This window comes from Pseudoalteromonas sp. 1CM17D (assembly GCF_023161805.1).
GTDB classification, from domain to species: Bacteria; Pseudomonadota; Gammaproteobacteria; order Enterobacterales; family Alteromonadaceae; genus Pseudoalteromonas; species Pseudoalteromonas atlantica.
This window is the reverse complement of the sequence record NZ_JALNTP010000002.1, coordinates 382,989-402,323: the sequence shown is the minus strand read 5'-3', so window position 1 is coordinate 402,323 and position 19,335 is coordinate 382,989. Positions and strand designations below refer to the sequence as shown.

Annotated in this window: 18 protein-coding genes; 1 reads left to right on the top strand and 17 read right to left on the bottom strand. The window is 41.3% G+C overall.

What is annotated here, in order from left to right; genetic code table 11:
* Positions 1-59 precede the first annotated feature (59 nt).
* The 17 genes from fliD to MSC25_RS05355 all read right to left on the bottom strand — a co-directional run bounded on the left by fliD (position 60) and on the right by MSC25_RS05355 (position 18,413).
* Complete coding sequence (fliD, locus tag MSC25_RS05435) at positions 60-1,499, bottom strand: flagellar filament capping protein FliD (RefSeq protein WP_096739249.1); 1,440 nt, start codon at positions 1,497-1,499, stop codon at positions 60-62.
* A gap of 59 nt (positions 1,500-1,558) precedes the next feature.
* Complete coding sequence (locus MSC25_RS05430) at positions 1,559-1,993, bottom strand: flagellar protein FlaG (RefSeq protein WP_096739248.1); 435 nt, start codon at positions 1,991-1,993, stop codon at positions 1,559-1,561.
* Positions 1,994-2,158: 165 nt separating this feature from the next.
* A complete protein-coding gene (locus MSC25_RS05425) occupies positions 2,159-3,568 on the bottom strand; it encodes a flagellin (RefSeq protein ID WP_096739247.1) in 1,410 nt (469 codons plus the stop codon).
* Positions 3,569-3,861: 293 nt separating this feature from the next.
* A complete protein-coding gene (locus MSC25_RS05420) occupies positions 3,862-5,271 on the bottom strand; it encodes a flagellin (protein ID WP_096739246.1) in 1,410 nt (469 codons plus the stop codon).
* 274 nt (positions 5,272-5,545) lie between these two features.
* Positions 5,546-6,814, bottom strand: a complete 1,269-nt coding sequence (flgL, locus tag MSC25_RS05415; RefSeq protein WP_096739245.1) for a flagellar hook-associated protein FlgL — start codon at positions 6,812-6,814, stop codon at positions 5,546-5,548.
* A 2-nt stretch (positions 6,815-6,816) separates the two neighbouring features.
* Complete coding sequence (flgK, locus tag MSC25_RS05410; protein WP_248442832.1) at positions 6,817-8,823, bottom strand: flagellar hook-associated protein FlgK; 2,007 nt, start codon at positions 8,821-8,823, stop codon at positions 6,817-6,819.
* A 1-nt stretch (position 8,824) separates the two neighbouring features.
* Entirely contained in the window at positions 8,825-9,841 is a 1,017-nt protein-coding gene (gene flgJ, locus MSC25_RS05405) for a flagellar assembly peptidoglycan hydrolase FlgJ (RefSeq protein ID WP_054982973.1), read from the bottom strand.
* A gap of 135 nt (positions 9,842-9,976) precedes the next feature.
* A complete protein-coding gene (locus tag MSC25_RS05400) occupies positions 9,977-11,071 on the bottom strand; it encodes a flagellar basal body P-ring protein FlgI (protein ID WP_004588022.1) in 1,095 nt (364 codons plus the stop codon).
* An 11-nt stretch (positions 11,072-11,082) separates the two neighbouring features.
* Positions 11,083-11,766: a flagellar basal body L-ring protein FlgH gene (flgH, locus tag MSC25_RS05395; protein ID WP_248442831.1), complete on the bottom strand. Its 684-nt coding sequence runs from the start codon at positions 11,764-11,766 to the stop codon at positions 11,083-11,085.
* Positions 11,767-11,786: 20 nt separating this feature from the next.
* On the bottom strand, positions 11,787-12,575 hold the full coding sequence (flgG, locus tag MSC25_RS05390; RefSeq protein WP_004588020.1) for a flagellar basal-body rod protein FlgG: 789 nt from the start codon (positions 12,573-12,575) through the stop codon (positions 11,787-11,789).
* A gap of 21 nt (positions 12,576-12,596) precedes the next feature.
* Complete coding sequence (locus tag MSC25_RS05385; protein ID WP_121637814.1) at positions 12,597-13,340, bottom strand: flagellar basal body rod protein FlgF; 744 nt, start codon at positions 13,338-13,340, stop codon at positions 12,597-12,599.
* Between the two features lie 176 nt (positions 13,341-13,516).
* Complete coding sequence (gene flgE, locus MSC25_RS05380) at positions 13,517-14,887, bottom strand: flagellar hook protein FlgE (RefSeq protein ID WP_121637815.1); 1,371 nt, start codon at positions 14,885-14,887, stop codon at positions 13,517-13,519.
* Positions 14,888-14,946: 59 nt separating this feature from the next.
* Complete coding sequence (locus MSC25_RS05375; RefSeq protein ID WP_004588017.1) at positions 14,947-15,627, bottom strand: flagellar hook assembly protein FlgD; 681 nt, start codon at positions 15,625-15,627, stop codon at positions 14,947-14,949.
* A gap of 13 nt (positions 15,628-15,640) precedes the next feature.
* Positions 15,641-16,072: a flagellar basal body rod protein FlgC gene (gene flgC / locus MSC25_RS05370; protein WP_248442830.1), complete on the bottom strand. Its 432-nt coding sequence runs from the start codon at positions 16,070-16,072 to the stop codon at positions 15,641-15,643.
* Between the two features lie 5 nt (positions 16,073-16,077).
* Complete coding sequence (gene flgB / locus MSC25_RS05365) at positions 16,078-16,485, bottom strand: flagellar basal body rod protein FlgB (protein ID WP_029773927.1); 408 nt, start codon at positions 16,483-16,485, stop codon at positions 16,078-16,080.
* A gap of 143 nt (positions 16,486-16,628) precedes the next feature.
* Positions 16,629-17,459 (bottom strand): protein-glutamate O-methyltransferase CheR, encoded by an 831-nt coding sequence (locus MSC25_RS05360; protein WP_004588014.1) that lies wholly within the window; start codon positions 17,457-17,459, stop codon positions 16,629-16,631.
* 21 nt (positions 17,460-17,480) lie between these two features.
* Positions 17,481-18,413, bottom strand: a complete 933-nt coding sequence (locus MSC25_RS05355) for a chemotaxis protein CheV (protein ID WP_004588013.1) — start codon at positions 18,411-18,413, stop codon at positions 17,481-17,483.
* A 140-nt stretch (positions 18,414-18,553) separates the two neighbouring features.
* Between MSC25_RS05355 and flgA the strand changes: the two genes are divergently transcribed.
* Positions 18,554-19,261 carry a flagellar basal body P-ring formation chaperone FlgA gene (gene flgA, locus MSC25_RS05350; RefSeq protein WP_054982971.1) on the top strand — a complete coding sequence of 236 codons (708 nt, stop codon included), beginning with the start codon at positions 18,554-18,556 and terminating at the stop codon, positions 19,259-19,261.
* Positions 19,262-19,335 lie beyond the last annotated feature (74 nt).

The window sequence follows — 19,335 nt, the reverse complement described above, 5'->3', positions numbered from 1 at the left end:
TAAGCATAAAAAAACCGTTTATAAAACGGTTTTTTTATAGGCCTAACGAATTTTACTGGTTATGAATTGTTACTCACCACACCAGGCATATTTTCAAGCTGCGCTTGCACATAACTACTTGTAGAGTTAAGGCTCGCGACTAGTAAATCCATGGCGTTGTACTGAGCGTATAACCTGTCAGATAACGACTCCATTTTACTTGTTAAGCTTTCACGCTGATCATCAATATCTTCAAGTTGATTTGTTTTACTGTCTATACGATTTTGGATAATACCGTCGGTGTCGGTATAAAAGCTCATAAGTTCGTCAAATGATTGGGCAAAACCGCCTTCGTCTTCGTCATCACCTACAAAAAACTGTTGCACTAAATCAACATCAGAGTCTATTTGCTCATCCAGTGTCTCTGTATTAAGTGTCAGTACTCCATAACGGTCTGTTTCAACCCCTAATTGTGAAAGCGATAATGAGTTACCATTCCCTAAATCCACAGAGTCGGTTATTTGTTCTCGTAATTTAGACATTACACCGCGAAGTAACGAGTCACCAGCCATAACACCAGCACCTTCAGAACTTGACGCTCCTAGTGTATTACTTAATGTTAAGAGCTCATTATAACTGGCAATAAACCCATTTAAACCTGTTTTTATATTGTTGTTATTTTCGGTAACAGATAAGTCGCTTATATCATCTTCTGCACCGTGTACCTTTTTGGCTGTAATATCTATACCATCAATTACGTTACTAAATTCATTCGTATTACTTGATACCGTTAATGTGCCATCAATTGTTATTTGTGCATTTTGTGCAGCGTTTACTTCTGTTAGGTTTGTAGTATGGTTTAGCGGGTCTGCGTCAGATACATCGTAAGCTAAACGCGAAAGTCCACCAGTATCGGTATTGTTTCCATCTTCATCTTGAACAGTAATAGTAATTGCATTGTCTTCACCAGTTTCTTTACTAGTAAGTACTAAATGCTGGCCATCATCACTGGTTACTATAGTCGCCACAACCGAGTCATTACTATCGCTGCCCGTAAAGGGGCCGTTATTAATTTGGTCGCGTAAATCTTCTAAGGTATTAGTTGCAGACAGAACAGTGGAAAAACTGTTTTCACCAGAACCAATTGTAATTACACCGGCGCCAATTGCCTCATCGGCAGCAAATGCAGGAGATGACAATTTATGAGCTTGCGCTAATGCATCTACTTTTACATCGTAACTACCTGGCTGAGCGTCTTCATCTGCACTAATCGATATAAAGTCATCATTACCAGAGGTACTACGCTGTTGATAGTTATCACTATCGCCTAATGCTTCCATTGATGTTTGTACTTTTTCAAGGGCAGACTTTAATGCGCCTGCTGCAGATATATCTGTAGTTAGGTTACCTTCGGTAGTATTTAAACGAGCTTCAGCAGGGGCCTGCTCAGCATTAACTAATGCATCCACAATATCTGACACAGCTAAACCAGAGCCTAAACCATTAAACGAAATAGACATACTTCCCCCCTTTAAACACCTTAAAATAAGCTAACTAAATACACGAGTAACAATAGCCGCTAAACAGTTTGATCAATTAAAATACCCGCAGATTCAGAAAGCTTTGACACTAAGCTTAATACTTCTTCCGAAGGGTATTGCTTAATTACATCGCCACTGGTTTTATCGAGAATTTTAATAACGTCACGGCCTGAGTCTTCATCAACACGAAATTGCAGACTACGGCTCATCTCTCCCATAAACTCCTGCAATTGTTGCGCCACTTTTTCAAGCTGCTCACGCTCAAGTTGTTGGTTTTGTGAACTATTGTCCTCAGAGCTTTGCTGCGTATAGTGATTGTTTAACTGGTTTTGCGAGCCTTGTTCATCCGTTTTATTTACGTCATCAACAGCTCGCTGAGTCAATACTGAGCCAGCCTGCCCTATTTGTTTATCTTCACCAGTTAAAGATGTTGATGCTATAGTAACTTCTGCGTTTGAAGTAATGGTGTTCATAACGCCTCCTAAAATTGCCGAGCTTGTATAGTTATTAGACTAACAATAGCTTAATTTATATCCTTAAACCACAAAAGGAGGTAGCTAAAGCCACCTCCTTATTTTAAAACTAATACTGACTTTATGTACTAGCTAGCTACCCATTAAGCTATAACGTTTAGCAAATTAGCCTATTAAGCTAAGTGCTGTTTGTGGCAACTGATTCGCTTGCGATAAGATTGACGTACCCGCTTGTTGCAAAATTTGGTTTTTAGTCATCTCTGCCGTTTCAGTTGCAAAGTCGGTATCTTGAATACGACTACGTGAAGCAGAAACATTTTCAGAAATATTTGCAAGGTTACTTATTGTATGACCAAAACGGTTTTGAACAGCACCTAAGTCAGCTCGCTGGCTATCAATTTGAGCGATTGCAGAGTCAATAACATCAATCGCGTCCTGTGCTGTTTGTTGACTAGTTGAGATATCCACTGAATTGATATTATTAAGTGTTGAAGTATTAGCACCAACTAATTCACCAGAGTCTGCAGTACCATCATCACCAATGCTAAATGTTTGCGTTGATGATAAACGAAGCTCTGAAGTTTTTGATACATCAGCGGCTACAGCGCCGCCATCTAAAGTTGCTGTTGAATTCCCTGCCCCTGTTGTAGCGCCAGTGATTTCAATACCATTTATACCTGTTGCTTTTAAATCAATAGTGCCGGCATCAGCGTCAAAATCAACATCAAAGCCATCTTTTGCTAAATCATCTGCTAATCTTTCTGTGTTGCCAGCATATTCCGCTAAGTCGTAGCTTTCGTCGCCGACTTTTAGAATGCCATCATCACCAACACTTAAATCCGCTATAGTAGCTTCTAAGTATGCCTCAGCTTCAACACCCGTGTTTTGTGCATTAATAGCTTTTGCTACATCTGCAGCGCTTTCAGTAGCGACGTAACTATGAGTGTAAGAACCTTTATAGCCTGAAATAGTAACGTCGCCATCAGTACCTGTAGCAAATTCAGTGGCTAAAGTACCAGCCGTTAACGTACCGAAAACTGAGCCAGCCCCCTCAACTTCAAAAGCACCTAAATCCGTAGCTGCTGTACTTTTAAGAGAAACACCTATAGTTTGTTCAGCATCTGAGCCTACTTGAAACTGTTTAGTGCCAAAGCTGCCATCAAGTAAGTTCACTCCACCAAAAGTGGTTGTATCTGAAATACGAGTAAGCTCTGTTTGCAGTGCAGTTACTTCTTGTTGAAGTGCATCTCTATCTTCAGCTGAGTTAGAGCCATTAGCAGACTGTAGTGCTAATTCACGCATGCGTTGTAAAATACTTGTAGACTCATTCATAGCACCTTCAGCTGTTTGCGCCATTGAAATACCATCGTTAGCGTTACGCTGTGCTACTGCTAAACCATTTACTTGTGATGTTAAACGGTTTGAAATTTGTAGACCTGCCGCATCATCTTTTGCGCTGTTGATACGCATACCTGATGATAAGCGCTCCATTGACGTTGCAAGGTCAGAGCCTGAAGCAGATAGGTTACGCTGAGCGTTTAATGAAGATACATTTGTATTTACTGAAATCATAATAAAACTCCTGATTACTTTCGTAATGTGACTGTTTAGATTTAACCAAGAGCTTTCACAATTGTATGTTCAAGCTCTGTACTGGTTAAGTTAACGGCAGAAGAAATTTTATCTTTAGCATTATTTTAATTTATTTTTAATTTTTCTTTTATAAATGGATTAACCTATTGATAAAAATAAGTTTACCTAAATTTAATTATCACCTTATAGTTATATTCCCCTATAGCTAATTATAGCTAAATAACAAAAACGCACCTATAAAGGTGCGTTTTTAGCTAATTAAACTATCGAGCCCATTAACCACCTAATAAGCTAATTGCCGCTTGCGGTATTTGGTTTGCTTGCGAAAGTATAGAAGTACCTGCTTGCTGCAATATTTGGTTTTTAGTCATTTCAGCTGTTTCAGTGGCAAAGTCGGTATCTTGTATTCTGCTTCGAGAAGCTGATACATTCTCTTCGATATTAGCAAGATTACTAATAGTATGGCTAAAACGATTTTGAACAGCACCTAAACCAGCTCTGATTGAATCAATTTGCGCTATTGCCGAATCGATCACATCGATTGCACTTTGCGCACCATCTTGAGAAGAGGCAATATCTATATCTTTAACAGTAACCAGCTCTGAATTTACATCACCGACTAACTCTGCGGCATCCGCTGTACCATCATCACCAACACTAAATTGTTGAGTAGAAGACAATCTCAACTCTGATGTTTTACTAACATCAGTATTTGTGCCCCCAGCAACCGTTCCATCTAAACTCATTGAACCTGTTGTCGCCCCTGTCACTTCGACCCCATTAACACCTTTTGCTGTTAAGTCTATAGTATTAGTGTCAGCGTCATATTTTACATCAAAACCTGATTTAGCCAATTCCTCTGAGAGCCTTTCGGTATTACCTGCAAAGGTCGATAAATCATAAGTCTCATCGCCTACAGCCAACACCCCATCATCAGAAACGCCCAAGTCAGCAATTATTACGTTTACAAAGGCTTCTGCTTCTATACCTGTGTTTTGTTCATTTATACTCTCAGCAACATCGACTGCTGACTCTGGTGTAGTATAGTTATGTGTGTATGACCCTTTATAACCAGAAAAAGTTACATCTCCGTCATTACCAGTACCCAGCTCTACTGATAGAGCAGTTGTTGTTACCCCACCAAAAACGCTTCCAGCACCTTCAACTTCGTGACTACCAATATCTGAAGCTGATGTACTTTCTAGGCTTACTGATATAGTTTGATTAGCGTCTGAACCAACTTGAAATTGCTTAGTTCCAAAACTCCCATCAAGAAGCTGAAGGCCACCAAATGTTGTTGTATCTGAGATTCTGGTCAACTCTGTTTGTAATGCAGTGACTTCTTGTTGCAATGCGTCACGGTCTTCCGCAGAATTAGAGCCATTAGCCGATTGCAAGGCTAATTCACGCATGCGCTGTAGGATATTAGTTGACTCCTGCATCGCGCCTTCAGCGGTTTGCGCCATTGAAATACCATCATTGGCATTACGTTGAGCAACTGACAAACCATTTATTTGTGAGGTTAAGCGGTTTGATATTTGTAAGCCTGCGGCATCATCTTTAGCGCTATTGATACGCATACCTGATGACAAACGCTCCATTGACGTTGCTAGGCCTTCGCCAGATTTTGATAAGTTACGTTGTGCGTTTAGTGACGACACATTAGTATTTACTGTTAATGCCATTTTACCATCTCCTAGGTTTAAACAGAGTGTGGTTCAACACGTTTTAACAGGAACCACTATTAGATAATTTCTAATTATTAGAAAAGCATTTAGCGTGCCAACTTTCACGTTAATATAACCACTTGTTTTTAAAGTTTTTTTATAAAATATTATACATTAATACTTAAGTTATCTGTTTAGCTGGAGGGATGACAAATTATTGCCGCTATTTTGAGGGAGGTTTTTGCCGCTTTGTATTAACTAAAGCGGCAAGGTATTTCTGCTTATAATCTGTTTATAAGTAATCAAATAAAGAAAGGTTTGTTAAACGGCCAAACGTGGCTTGTGACGCTTGCAGTGCGGTTTCTTGTTTAGTGAGTTCACTAATGGCTTCTGCCATGTCTACCTCTACTAAATCAGAAAGGTTACTTTTGTTTTGAATGTCTTGCGCAAGATTTGAGTCACTCACGCTTTCAACCGCATTCATCCGCCCGCCTAAGCTCGCTTGCGTATACACAACTTGCTCACTTGCATTTTGAAGCTGTACTACACCATCGGCTAATACTTGCTGAAAATCATCGTTTTCAAGTGTGCCATCATTTAACCCCGTAATGAGCGATTGTAATGTATTAAGCACGTTTTCTTTGTGCGGCTTTTCGAGGGTAAAATCAAGCTGGCCTGGTGCTGCGCCTTCAAATTCGATTTTCATGCCTGCAAAATCGATTGGCTCATCCGTTACCTCACCTACTTGTGCGGGGCTCAACGACACACCGTCGCGCAAAATTTCATAAGTATCAGGGTCGTTGGCGGTAGCGCCTGGTGTTATTACCACATTATACGTGTTCGCTGTTGCCGCTGCGGTTGGATCAGCGTTGTAATTATCTTGGTGGAAACGGTCGAACTCTGTTTGGCCATCTACATAAACCGTGCCTGCTGTAATATTATTTGCAGGCGTAGTTACCGGGATCGCAGCTTGATTATCAGTAACATCAAGTCGTGCGTCGCTTTTCTCAAACGTATCAAAACCGTTATCGCTAGATTTAATACTTACCCCTTCAGCAATGGTTATAACATGCTGGCCTTGATCTCCATTATAAGTATATTCACCCGTAGTAGAGTCAAACTGGTATGGTTGAGTGCTATCTTGGTAGCCTGAAAAAATAAACTTACCGTCTTCTGAGCGGGTATTCATTAAATTGACGAGTGTTTTTTGTATTTCACTCAGCTCAGCAGCGATAGACTCTAAATCATCTTGAGTATAAGCACCATTGCCCGCTTGAATAGCCAGCTCTTGGGCTTGCTGAATATTAGTATTTATACTTTGTAAGATAGTTTCTTCAGTTTCAAGGCGGCCATTTAATTGGTCAATATTTTTAGCATGCTGCTCATTTGTTTGTATTTTATTTGAGTAAAGCATCCCTTGCGAAATAGCAGCAGGTGCTTCTGAGGTAGTTAAATACTTCTGCCCTGTTGTTACTTGCTCTTGCGCATTAGCAACACTTTGTTGGCTATCGAGTATTTTATTAATGTTGTTTTGGTACATTAAGTTATTTGATAAACGCATAATTACCTCGCTGCACTTAATAAGGTGTCAAAAATTTCTTGAGCTGCAGCCAACACTTGAGCTGATGCTGAATATGATTGCTGAAAACGCAGTAAATTGGCAGCCTCTTCATCTAGGTTTACACCTGAGAGCGACTCATACCACGCTTCTGATTGCTCTGCTAACGCATCAAATGCGCTGGCACTGGTAATGGCTTGGCCAGTGACTACGCCAATATCGCTCACTAACCCTGAATAGGCTTGATTAAACGTTTCGTGATTGTCGGCAGTGGCTGTTGTCACTACATTTTTACGTACTAACTCACCATTTTGTAAATCAGCGAGTTTTAAACCATTACGGTTATCGTCAAAGCCCCCTTCGTTAAATTCAAGGGTAAAGGTGTCCCCGGTAGCTGGCGTGCCTTCAATGTCAAAATCAAAGCCATAGTTGCTATAAGGTGCACCAGCCTGAGCCAGTATACCCTCTGCCGGTGGCGTTATAGTAAAGGTTGTGGTGCCATTTGCATCTGTAATTTGGTATTCATTTGCAGCGCCTGTTTTAACTAACGTTATATCACCATTGGCTAAACTAGGGGCGGTAGTAAAGCCACCCGATGTAACGCTTGTTACTTCTCCAGCTGAAATAGTAGCAGTGCCTACATTATCTATGCTGTTAGCTGTACGAATAGGCGATGCCAGAGCTAAGTCTTCACCGCGGCTTGTCGCAAGGGAAATACTGGTTGCCGCCTCAGAGTTAAGTTTAATTTGAAACTGATCACCTGTATTACCAGTACCGGCTACATCAATTTGTAAACCAAACGACTCCCCACTCGTAATATCATCTGAGTCGATAACACCAGATGGCGGTATCGTCGCTAAAGAGGCGCTGCCTATCGGCTCCCCTTTATTATCTATAGGCTGAATGCTAACTTCATTTGCATTAGCGGTATAAGTAACAATAAAGTCGCTGGCAGGCAGTTCACTGCTTTTACCGGCCTCAAGCGTGGCAGTTATACTGGCGCCGCCGGTATTAGCTTGGTATGCATAAGCACCCACGGTAGGTATATTAAATATATCACCGCCTAGCTCGCCGTTAGCATCCATACCCAATTTATTTTGCTCGTTGAACGCATCTGCAATGGCCAATCCCATTTGGCCAATTTGATTTTGTGCAGGCACGAGTATGTCGTCTCTAAAAGCCAACAAGCCGCCAATTTTGCCTTTTAATTTAGTTGCATCTATTTCTAGCGTCACAGCTTTGCCGCCATTAACGTCAAGCGTCAATTCTTTAAAATTAGGATCGGGGTCACCCGACAGTGAAAACAAGTTAAATGTACCGTTTTCCATAACTAAAGATTCACCGCTGCCCATAAAGACGAGTTTTTCGCCATTAGGGCCATCAAGTGTTTCTATATCAACAAGCTCTGATAATTCACGAATCGCTAAGTCGCGCTGGTTATAAATAGAGCTTGCGCTTGATGCGTTATTTGTGCCATTTACGACTGCAATTTCTTGGTTTAACGTATTTATATTTTGGATAAGTGAGTTGGCTTCTTCAGAGAAAATCTCAAGCTGCTCATTCACTATACCTTGTTGCTCAAGCACGATACCCGAAAGCCTATCCATTTGATCAACTAAGCTTTGCGCATCGGTCATTACTAATGAACGAGCAACCGACGAAGAGGGCTGATTAAGCGCCTCTTGCACGTTATTAAATAATGAATTTATGCCCGTTGATAAGTTATTAGACTCTTCTGAAAAAATAGTATCAACACGGTTGGCTTCTGTTACAAATTGATCAAAAAACGATTTATTTGACGTATCGCGGTTTAACTGCGACTGGGCAAACTCGTTCAATAATCTGTATGTTTCGCCGCGTCCTACTTGGTTATCTACCATCGTGGTAAATTCAGTGCGCTCACGTACGTAGCCTTCTGTATTTACATTGGTGATGTTTTTACTGGTCGTTTGCAACAGCTCAGAGCTTGAACGCACCCCAGCACTGGCAATATTTAATAAACTAAACGACATATTACTTCACTCCTTGGGTAAACGCGCTTGTTGCAATATTTTTAAGCTCACTACTATTTAGCACTTTTTTTATTTTGCTCGCGTAATTAGGGTCCGTTGCATAGCCTGCTTTTTGTAGCGAATCTAAAAATTCGTTTGGCTGTGCTGTTTTTTGTAATGCTTCTTCGTAGCGTGGGTTTTGCGTTAAAAAATCGACAAAGTCGTTCACGCTTTCTTTTATAGAATCGTAAGCTCTAAAACTTGCTTGTTTTTTAACAGGGGTACCTTGCTCAAATTCAAGCGTTACTTTACTTGCTTTATCGCCTTCCCAGCTTTTATCTGATTTAATATTGAACAGGTTATTTGAGCTATTCCCGTCGCTTTTATTAATAATATGCTTACCCCAACCAGTCTCAAGTGCCGCTTGGGCCACCATTACTGCAGGGTTTAAACCAATTTTTTCGGCCGCTGTTTTAGCATGCTCCCACACTGCACTAACAAACTCTTCAGCATTATTAAACGACGACTGCTGTGTAGGCTGTGTTGTGGTTTTAGTTTGTGTTGCCGCACTGCTGACTGCTGAGTCATCTTTATTTGCTTGCTTTACACTGTGCACCTTTTCGTGCGGCAGTTCAGAGCCTGCGCGTTTATCACTGATAAAGTCGTTAGTAGTTCTTAATACGGAGCCAGGCATAAAGTTCTCAGCCTCTGGTGAGAGCTGCTGAACAATTAAATCAGCCAAACCTAAAGACCCATTTGATGAAAGCTCAGAAGAGAGCTGCTGATCGTGCATTTCTTCAAAAAACTTTACGCCGCTAGAGTTAAACGGACTGTCTTCATCTTCAAATGCTTCGTTGGCTTTACGCATCCCTTTTAGAAGCATTTGGGTAAAAATAGCTTCAAATTGTGCCGCTGCTTTTTTTAGCGCCGCTTTAGAGGCATCAGTAGATGCATCACCGCTGTTTAAAGCGTCTTGACGTAAAGTATTAAGATTACTTAAATCAAAAAAGTTTTGCTTATCGAGGTGATTTGTTTCCATCAGCTTTTTGACACAAAAATGAATAATGCTTTAAGAAATGCAAAAATTGAGCCAAAGAAAGGTAAACAGTAAAAAGCTTAAGTACCTTTTGAGTACTTAAGCTTTATTTGGAAGGGTAAACATTCTTAAAAATAATTAAATAACAACAAGCTGTCCGTTAATTGCACCCGCTTCTTTAAGCGCTTCTAAAATAGCCATTAGGTCTCCAGGTGCTGCGCCTACTTCATTTATAGCACGCACTAAGTCATCTAAGCTAACGCCGGGGTTAAATACAAACGCACGAGAATCATCTTGATTAACGTCAATAATACTTTGCTGTGTAACAACGGTTTCGCCTTCTGCTAATGGATTAGGCTGCGTTACATTTTGCTGTTCAGCAATTGTGACTGTTAGGCCGCCATGGGTTATTGCCGCAGGCTGTAGCTTCACATTTTTGCCAATGACAATCGTTCCCGTACGTGAATTAACAATAATTTTGGCTGAAGTGTCAGCAGGCTTAAACTCTAGGTTTTCAAGCGTTGATAAATAAGACACTCGTTGCGATGCATCACGTGGCGCAATAACGCGTACTGAGGCAGCGTCAATAGCTTGTGCACTATTAGGGCCTACCAAGTTGTTAATTGTTGCTTCTAAACGTTTTGCCGTTGTAAAGTCTGGGCGGTTTAGGTTAAAAGTAATGTAGTCGCCTTGCATAAAAGGGCTTTTAACTTCGCGTTCAACAGTCGCTCCGTTAGGTACGCGGCCAACTGTCGGGGTGTTAATGACCACTTTACTGCCATCTAGCCCTTGTGCTCCTAAACCACCCACAATTAGGCTACCTTGTGCTATAGCGTATACGTTTCCATCCACCCCTTTTAAAAAAGTTTGGAGCAAGGTGCCGCCACGTAAACTGCCTGCACTGCCAATAGAAGATACCGTAATATCAATTGTTTGACCCGGCTTTCTAAACGGCGGAAGCTCAGCATGGACTGCCACTGCTGCTACGTTTTTAATTTTAGGGCTTTGTGTTGAAGGCAGCGTAATACCAAAACTGTTCAGCATGCCTCTAAAGCTTTGTTGCGTATAAGAGTTTTGCTCCCCAGTACCAGGTAGCCCCACCACTAAACCATAGCCAACCAATTGGTTAGCACGTACGCCTTCAACCATAGAGACATCTTTTATACGCTCGGCGCTGGCAGAAAATTGCCAGCCTAGCAGTATGATCAAAATAAACGCTTTAATGCTATTCATACTACTATCCTCTAAAACGGAAATAACGAGCTACTAAAGAAACGTGTTAACCACCCTGGGCTTTGCGCTTCTTGTGTTTGTCCTTTACCTGAATATTGAATTCGGGCATTAGCTATTCTATTCGACTCAACCGTGTTATCGGCGCTTACATCTTGCGGACGTACAAGCCCTTCGAGCCTAATAAACTCTTCGCCGGTGTTAAGTGTTAGCCATTTTTCACCACGAATAACTAAGTTACCATTGGGTAAAACACGCATAACATTCACCGAGATATCGCCCACTAAGCTGTTTGACTGATTTGATTTAGAGTCACCGGTAAATGATGAGTCACTACTAATGCCAAACTGAATACTGTCGCCACCTATATTGACTGGTAAACCACCTAACCCAATAACGGGGTCTAGGCTGGCTTCGGTTTCTTTATCGGTTTCGGTTTTAGCGGCTTTTGTAGCTTGTGTTGACTCTTCAAGCTTAACGGTAATTATATCGCCGGTTCTAAGTGCTTTTTTGTCTGAATACAAATCATTAAATGTATTGGTGTTAAACAACGAGCCCGTTGCAACAACAGGCTCTGCTACAGGCTCTGGGTACATGGGTGCGTAGTAGGGATCATCTTGAACCACTTCACTATTTTGCGTAGAAACACAGCCACTTAAAAATAAGGTGCCTGCTGCAAATAAAATAACATTACGCATAACTATCCCCTTGTGCACGGTTATAACTGTTGATTGATGTAGCTCATCATTTCGTCAACGGCCGAGATTACTTTTGAGTTCATTTCGTAAACACGTTGAGTTTCGATAAGGTTAACCAATTCTTCCGTTACATTAACGTTTGATGTTTCAAGCGAGCCTTGAATAATAGTTCCTAAGCCTTCTACGCCTGGATTACCTTGAACAGGCGCCCCACTAACAGCGGTTTCGGTGTAAAGGTTTTGACCAATTGGCTCAAGACCCGATGGATTAATAAAGTCACTTATTGTTAGCTGGCCAATCACCACGTTATCGGCTTGCCCTGCAACGCGTACAGATACTTCACCATCTTGAGAAACTGTAATTGATTGCGCATCATCGGGAACATTCATTTCGGGCTGAACAACAAAACCTGCACCTGAGGTAACAATGCGGCCGTCTTCATCGGTAGTAAATTGCCCATTACGCGAATACGCAATATTGCCATCGGGTTGCAGCACTTCAAAAAAACCTTCGCCTGAAATCATCCAATCGAGTGAGTTTTCGGTGGTGAGCATATTACCTTGCGTAAACTCTTTTTGGTTAGCAACCACTTTTGCACCCGCACCTAGCATTAGGCCAGATGGCAGCTCGGTATCTTGTGAAGAGCGCCCGCCAGGCTGGTTGATGTTTTGATACAGTAAATCTTCAAAAATAGCGCGGCTTTTTTTGTAACCTACGGTACTGGCATTCGCCAAGTTATTTGAAATAACTGAAATATCAGTTTGTTGAGCGTCTAGCCCTGTTTTACTTATCCACAATGCAGGATTCATAAGTATGCCCTCATTTTAAAGTTAAACTATGCGCATCAACTGATCTTGACGTTCGTCAATCTCTTCAGCTGTTTTCATTAGTTTTACTTGTAACTCAAATTGACGTTGGTGGTTGATCATATCGACCATTTCGTGAACTGGATTAACGTTAGACATTTCCAGTGCACCACTTAACACTTTTACATTTGTAGAGGTATCGACGGTTTGCCCTGGTACAGGTCTAAATAAACCATCGTTGCCTTTTTCAAGCTCTCTGCTGTTTCCTTCAACAACGCGCAGCGTGTCTACTTCTTCTAAAAAATTTGCAGGCGCGCCTTGAGGGCGAACCTGTATGGCACCATCTTCACTAAAACTTATTTTTTCAATAGGAACCGGTAAAATTACGGGGCCACCTTCGCCAATAACTTGACGACCATGACTTGTTACCAACATACCTTGTGCAGTAATGTTTAGCGTGCCTACTTTTGTATATGCTTCGTTACCTGAGTCATCTTGAACGGCAAGCCAGGCGTTATCGCTCATGGCAATATCTAAATCTCGCCCTGTTTCGATTATGCCGCCAGAGGTCATGTTAGAACCTGGTCGCTCTTGCATAGAAAACACGCGCGTTGGTAAGCCCTCGCCAAATGCTTGCATAGAGCGCGCTTGCGCAAAGTCAGCTTTAAAGCCTGTGGTGTTTGCGTTTGCCAAATTATTGGCTTTAAGTGCAAGCCCTTGTAGGCTTTGCTTAGCGCCAGAGGCTGCAATGTAGACCATTTTGTCCATAACATCGACTCACATAAAAAATCTCTGAGTTGATAAATGCAAAATAGATGCCAGGTTAAATTTGACGCAATATAAGGAAGGTATTGAACGGTTCAGCTAGACTAGTTTTAGCGACATAGCTACAAAAAAGGCTGCAAAAATGCAGCCTCAGAGTCTTAACCAAAAATAAGGTTAACTTATCGAATCTGCAAAATACTTTGCTGAATTGTTGAGTTAACTTCAAGCGCTCTTGAGTTCGCTTGGTAGTTACGTTGAGCGGTAATCAAATCAACTAATTCGTTTGTTAAGTTGGTATTAGATTGCTCAAGCGCGGATGAATTAATACTACCAAAAGTACCCGAGCCTGCTTCACCAGCCACTGGCTCACCAGAGTCAATGCTTTGCTTCCAGCTGGTATCGCCTACTTGTGAAAGGCCTTGAGAGTTTGGAAAGCGAACCATAGCAACTTGGCCTAAGTAGGTTGAATCGCCATTGCTGTATGAGGCAACAATTTTACCGTCTGTGCCAATATCAATACCCGCTAAACGACCCACTGTAGAACCATCTTGGTCAAGTGCTTTTACTTCAAAGCCACTTGAGTACTGAGTTGGAATACGGCCTGCGGTGTTGTTTTCATCGCGCCAGTTTAGCTCAATCCCTGTACTTGGGAAGGTTGCGCCGTTATCAAGCATTGACGATAAACCAGTACCTGCACCTGCCGGTAAATTAATTTCATCAAATGTAGTAGCGTTAGTATTTGCTACACCATCCGTTGTGGCGGGTAAACCGCTAGAATCAAAACCGAGTGTAGTAATAGGTGTATATGGCGTAGTTGTTTGCTCTGCACCAGATGTACCGTCTATTACCTTGCCATCAAGTGTGGCGTAGACTTCCCAGCTATTATCAGTACCACCGGAGGCTGCATCTTCTTCTTTTACAAAAAAGTACTGCAGAATATGTGGCTCACCTAGTGAATCATATACCGTTGTTGACGTAGATGAGTTATAAGTACCACTTGAAGTTGGATCAAAGCTTAAGCCTGTTGCATCAGCTGTCGCATCTAAGTTGAACGATAAAAATACGTTTTCGGTTGCGCGAGGTGAACCTGATGAGTCAGGAATTTGAATCGGATTTGTAGTACTTAAACTAACCGATGTGGTATCACCTGATGACTCGTCGACTGGAAATGCTTGTAAATAATTGCCTTTGGCATCAACCATAAAGTTATCTTGGTTAAGCTTAAAGGCACCTGCACGAGTGTAGGTTAAATCTTGCGACGAAATATCGTCGGTCATTGCAAAATACCCTTCGCCGGTAATCGCTAAGTCTAACGAGTTGTTAGTAAATTGCAGTGACCCTTGATGAAATTGCTGCGCAACCATGGTTGTTTGCACACCATCACCGCTTTTAGTTTTACCTGCACTAAAAACAGATGCAGCGTATACATCGGCAAACTCAGCACGCGATTCTTTAAAACCGGTGGTGTTTACATTAGCAATATTATTTGCTGTTACGTCTAAGTCTTTTTGAGCGGCAGCTAGGCCTGTAAGTGCGATATTAAAGCTCATAATTCACCTCTAACTTTGAATCTAATAGCCTGCTAGCAGGCGAAATACTTTTTAATTGGTTATGCGATCTCTGCGACATCAGTCAACCTAACCGCACCCTCTTTAGTGTTAATAATAATGCCACTAGAGCCGTTGATATTAACGCTTTCAATGTTTTTGAATGTTGCCACCGGTAAGCTTGAAAACTCGCCGTTGGTACTGCCCTCTGCAGTAATAGTGTATTCGCCCTCTGGTAGGCGCTCACCGGATTCATTATTACCATCCCAGCTAAAGCGCACTGCACCCGCTGCTTGCGAACCCATATCGATAGTTCTAACCAGTTGCCCAGAAGCATCTGTGACTTTAATTGTTAAATTATCAACAGCTTCTTCCGCAACCGCAGACCCTTTTGCCTCTCCGCTTTCGCCAAGCTCAAGCGTATTAGATTCCAAAAGCGCTTGCTTACCAACCAGCGTTGATGCTTGTAAGGCAGAGTTTGAGGTCATTGACGAGGCAAGTGACTCAAAATTTGTGTTTAAATCGGTGATGCCTTGCGCCATGGTAAAATTAGTCATTTGCGCAATCATCTGATCGTTATCAGCCGGATTACTCGGATCTTGATACGATAGCTGCTGAGTTAGCAACGAGAAAAAATCTTCCTGCGTTAATGCATCGCTCTCTTCAGTGGTTGTCGCTACTTGGGTCTCTTGCCAAGTTATAGAGTCCAAAAAAGATGAACTAGTACTAATATCGTTACTCATAACCTACCCTCGGTTATCGCTGCCCAAGTAACAGCGTTTTGCTTAACATTTGCTTAGCTGCATCGGCAACTTGCACGTTTGTTTGATAAGAGCGAGAAGCAGAGATCATATTTGCCATCTCCTCAACAACATTAACGTTGGGTTTATAGATATAGCCATTTTCATCCGCACTTGGGTGATTAGGGTTATATTCAATTTGTAGTGGTTTGTTACTCTCAACAATTCCCAGCACTTTAACACCAACAGCGGAGCCCTCAGGGTTGCTGGCTGAAGCAGACGCTTTCGTCAGCTCGGCAGCAAATACAGGTTGGCGTGCTCGGTAAGTTTTGTCTTGGGATGAACTAATTGTATTAGCATTCGAAATATTACTCGCGGTGGTATTTAAGCGAACATTTTGTGCACTCATACCACTGCCTGAAATATCAAAAACGTTATATAAACTCATAATTATTATCCTTGACTACCGAGCGCTTTATTCAGGCCCTTAAATTTACTACTTAAAAATTGCAGGCTTGCCTGATACTCCATCGCATTCTGTGTATACAAGTTTCGTTCCACCTGTATATCAACTGAGTTACCATCGCCTGTATCTCCTTGATTTGGAGTACGAAATAATTCAGAACCACCTACACTTCGAGTACCGCCAGCAATGTGTTTTTCATTGGTAGTAACCATGCTATTGCCGCTTTGCTGAGTTGACCTTGCCGCTTTTAATGCTGAGGCAAAGTCGATATCTTTTGCTTTATAGCCAGGCGTATCAGCATTCGCTATATTTGTGGCAAGTACTTCTGCCCGCTGTGAGCGGATCAACATTGCATGCGGGTGCACACCTAATGCTTTATCAAAACTGATAGCCATAACGTTCTCCAAAAAATTGACTTGCTTAAGTTAAAGCAATTTATAAGCCAGTAGTTTTTAGTTACGTTATTTTTTTATAGAGGGCTGTTATTAAATAAAAAAACGACGCTAAGAACGTCGTTTTTAATAACAAAGTGATGGGATTATTTTTTTTGGTAGATGATTCCAGGGTTACAACGAACCATATCAAACTCATTACTTAAGCCCGTCATCGACTCCGACGCACCTAAAAATAAATACCCTTTTGGGTTTAGTGCTTGGGCAAACTGACCAATTATTTTTGCTTTAACCTCTGGTGAAAAATATATAAGGACATTGCGGCAAAAAATAATATCAAACTTCCCCATTAAGGCGTAAGAATCAAGCAAGTTTAAATGTCTAAAGCTCACCTGTTTTCTAACTGAGTCGACAACTTTTGCCATACCGTTGCCGCTATCCATAAAGTACTTTTTACGGCGCTCTGCTGATAGGCCTCGCGCTAATGCCAACGCATCATATTCAGCGTTTTTACACATATCGAGCATTGTGTTAGAAATATCAGTACCAATAATTTGAGCCCCCATACGCAACACGCCCGGTTGCTTGGCCTGAAACTCAGCAACAGACATGGCAATAGAGTATGGCTCTTGCCCTGAAGAGCTGGCCGCTGACCAAATTTTTAATGGTCGGCGGGCGTCTTTAAACTCTGGAAACAATTTATTTTTTAAAAGCTCAAATGGGTATTGATCCCTAAACCACAAGGTTTCGTTAGTGGTCATGGCATCAACTACAGCGGCTCTAAGTTGCCGCTCATGAGGGCCAAGCGTTTTACTCACTAATTGTGATAAAGATTCAACATTAAAACGAGCCATAAGCGGCGCAAGCCTACTTTTTACTAAATACTGCTTGTTTTCGCCAAGCACAATACCACATTGCTGCTCTAAAAATGAGCGAAACTGATCGTAGTCACTTTGCTGCAAATCTTTATTATTCAAATTAATAACACCTATTGTTGTTTAGTCGCAATGAACCCATTTTTTAACTGCTGTTGCCAATTCATCAGGGTTAAATTTTGCTATAAAGTCATCCGCGCCTACTTTTTCGATCATCGCCTGATTAAACACCCCACTCAAAGAAGTGTGTAAAATAACATGTAGAGGCGCTAATTTTGGATCTGCTTTAATTTCTGCTGTTAATGTATAGCCGTCCATTTCAGGCATTTCAACATCAGAGATAAGTAAACCTACACGCTCAGTAATATCATTTTTACAATCAAGCTCGGCTATTTCTTTAAGCCTAACTAAAGCCTCTTTACCATTTTTTGCAAGCTCAGTTTGCACGCCAAGTGGCTCAAGTGCTCTTTTTACTTGGTTACGTGCAACAGCTGAATCGTCGGCAATAAATACAATGCGCTCGCCTAAATCTTTTTGTATTGCACTATCGGCAGCAAGGTCGGCACTAACTTCGGTATTTACTGGACAAATTTCGTTTAAGATTTTTTCTACATCGAGAATTTCGACCAATTCGTTTTCAATCTCGGTAACGGCAGTTAAATAAGAGTAACGCCCAGCTCCCGACGGAGGTGGCATTATTTTTTCCCAGTTCATATTAACGATTCGCTCAACGCCGCCAACTAAAAAGCCCTGCACTGAACGATTGTATTCTGCAATTATTATGAAGCTGTCTTTAACATTTTCAATAGGGCGGCCGCCTACGGCCATTGATAAGTCGATAACTGAAATAGTTTGACCACGAATATGCGCAACTCCCCGAATGTATGCATTTGATTTAGGCATACTTGTTAAAGGAGGACATTGCAGTACTTCTCTTACTTTAAATACATTGATCCCAAAACGCTGACGCCCTCTGAGCTTAAATAATAGTAATTCTAGGCGGTTCTGCCCAACCAACTGGGTGCGTTGGTTTACTGAGTCTAAAATGCCTGCCATTCAAATCTCCTAAAGAAAACAAATAATGCGGAACGATAATTGCTTTCTGTTTATAAAGCTACATAACATCGCGGGAGCGTCTACTTTTTGACGCAAAATATTTATACCCTGTTTGAAACCATAAGCATAGTCGAAACATTATGAGTTTGTTAAAAAAAGTCAGAAGATACAGTGTTTTTTATTTTCTTGCTAGCCTCTGCTTAGCAACACCTTTGCATGCAAAAGTGTTTAGTAAAGATTTATTACAAGAAATAGCAATTTCTCATATTGCAGAGCAAGTTACCGTTCCACTTGAAAAAAATGTGGAGATTACCGCGCTTGCCCTCGATAGCCGCATTCCTGATAGGGTATGCGAAAACGAGCCAGAATTAGTCGTGCCAAATGAGCCGCCATTTACACGCCAGGTGACTGTACAAATAAAATGTAACGATGCGCAAAGCTGGACTCAATATGTCCATGTAAGAATAGTTAAAATGGCGCCCGTTGTGGTTGCCACGGCAAATCTAGCCCGTGGTGAAGTTATTACTAAGTCTCATTTAAGCGTACAAATGAAGCCTTCGCAGTTTGTTAGGGTACAATATTTAGATAACCCTTTAATGCTTATTGGCAGCCGCAGTAAGCGAAATATAAGAAGCGGTATGCCGGTTTTACTCAACCAAATTTGTATGGTTTGCAAAGGCGACGCTGTTAATATTTATGCAAGTATTAAAGGACTTAGAATAAAAACTACGGGGATAGCCCTTGAAGATGGCACCCTTGGTGAGCAAGTACAGATAAAGAATAAAAAATCCGGTAAAATTTTGAATGCACGCGTAGATGGTGTAGAGTCTGTGCAAGTAAATATTTAATTTCGATTTATACTAAAGTATCCTATGTATATGCCGATAACTTGGCATAAGTTGGGTAATATACAGGTTTATTA

Coding starts and splice junctions, on each gene's coding strand:
- fliD (WP_096739249.1), bottom strand. CDS start 1,499: ATGTCTATTTCGTTTAATGGTTTAGGCTCTGGTTTAGCTGTGTCAGAT.
- MSC25_RS05430 (WP_096739248.1), bottom strand. CDS start 1,993: ATGAACACCATTACTTCAAACGCAGAAGTTACTATAGCATCAACATCT.
- MSC25_RS05420 (WP_096739246.1), bottom strand. CDS start 5,271: ATGGCATTAACAGTAAATACTAATGTGTCGTCACTAAACGCACAACGT.
- flgL (WP_096739245.1), bottom strand. CDS start 6,814: ATGCGTTTATCAAATAACTTAATGTACCAAAACAACATTAATAAAATA.
- flgK (WP_248442832.1), bottom strand. CDS start 8,823: ATGTCGTTTAGTTTATTAAATATTGCCAGTGCTGGGGTGCGTTCAAGC.
- flgJ (WP_054982973.1), bottom strand. CDS start 9,841: ATGGAAACAAATCACCTCGATAAGCAAAACTTTTTTGATTTAAGTAAT.
- MSC25_RS05400 (WP_004588022.1), bottom strand. CDS start 11,071: ATGAATAGCATTAAAGCGTTTATTTTGATCATACTGCTAGGCTGGCAA.
- flgH (WP_248442831.1), bottom strand. CDS start 11,766: ATGCGTAATGTTATTTTATTTGCAGCAGGCACCTTATTTTTAAGTGGC.
- flgG (WP_004588020.1), bottom strand. CDS start 12,575: ATGAATCCTGCATTGTGGATAAGTAAAACAGGGCTAGACGCTCAACAA.
- MSC25_RS05385 (WP_121637814.1), bottom strand. CDS start 13,340: ATGGACAAAATGGTCTACATTGCAGCCTCTGGCGCTAAGCAAAGCCTA.
- flgE (WP_121637815.1), bottom strand. CDS start 14,887: ATGAGCTTTAATATCGCACTTACAGGCCTAGCTGCCGCTCAAAAAGAC.
- MSC25_RS05375 (WP_004588017.1), bottom strand. CDS start 15,627: ATGAGTAACGATATTAGTACTAGTTCATCTTTTTTGGACTCTATAACT.
- flgC (WP_248442830.1), bottom strand. CDS start 16,072: ATGAGTTTATATAACGTTTTTGATATTTCAGGCAGTGGTATGAGTGCA.
- flgB (WP_029773927.1), bottom strand. CDS start 16,485: ATGGCTATCAGTTTTGATAAAGCATTAGGTGTGCACCCGCATGCAATG.
- MSC25_RS05355 (WP_004588013.1), bottom strand. CDS start 18,413: ATGGCAGGCATTTTAGACTCAGTAAACCAACGCACCCAGTTGGTTGGG.
- flgA (WP_054982971.1), top strand. CDS start 18,554: ATGAGTTTGTTAAAAAAAGTCAGAAGATACAGTGTTTTTTATTTTCTT.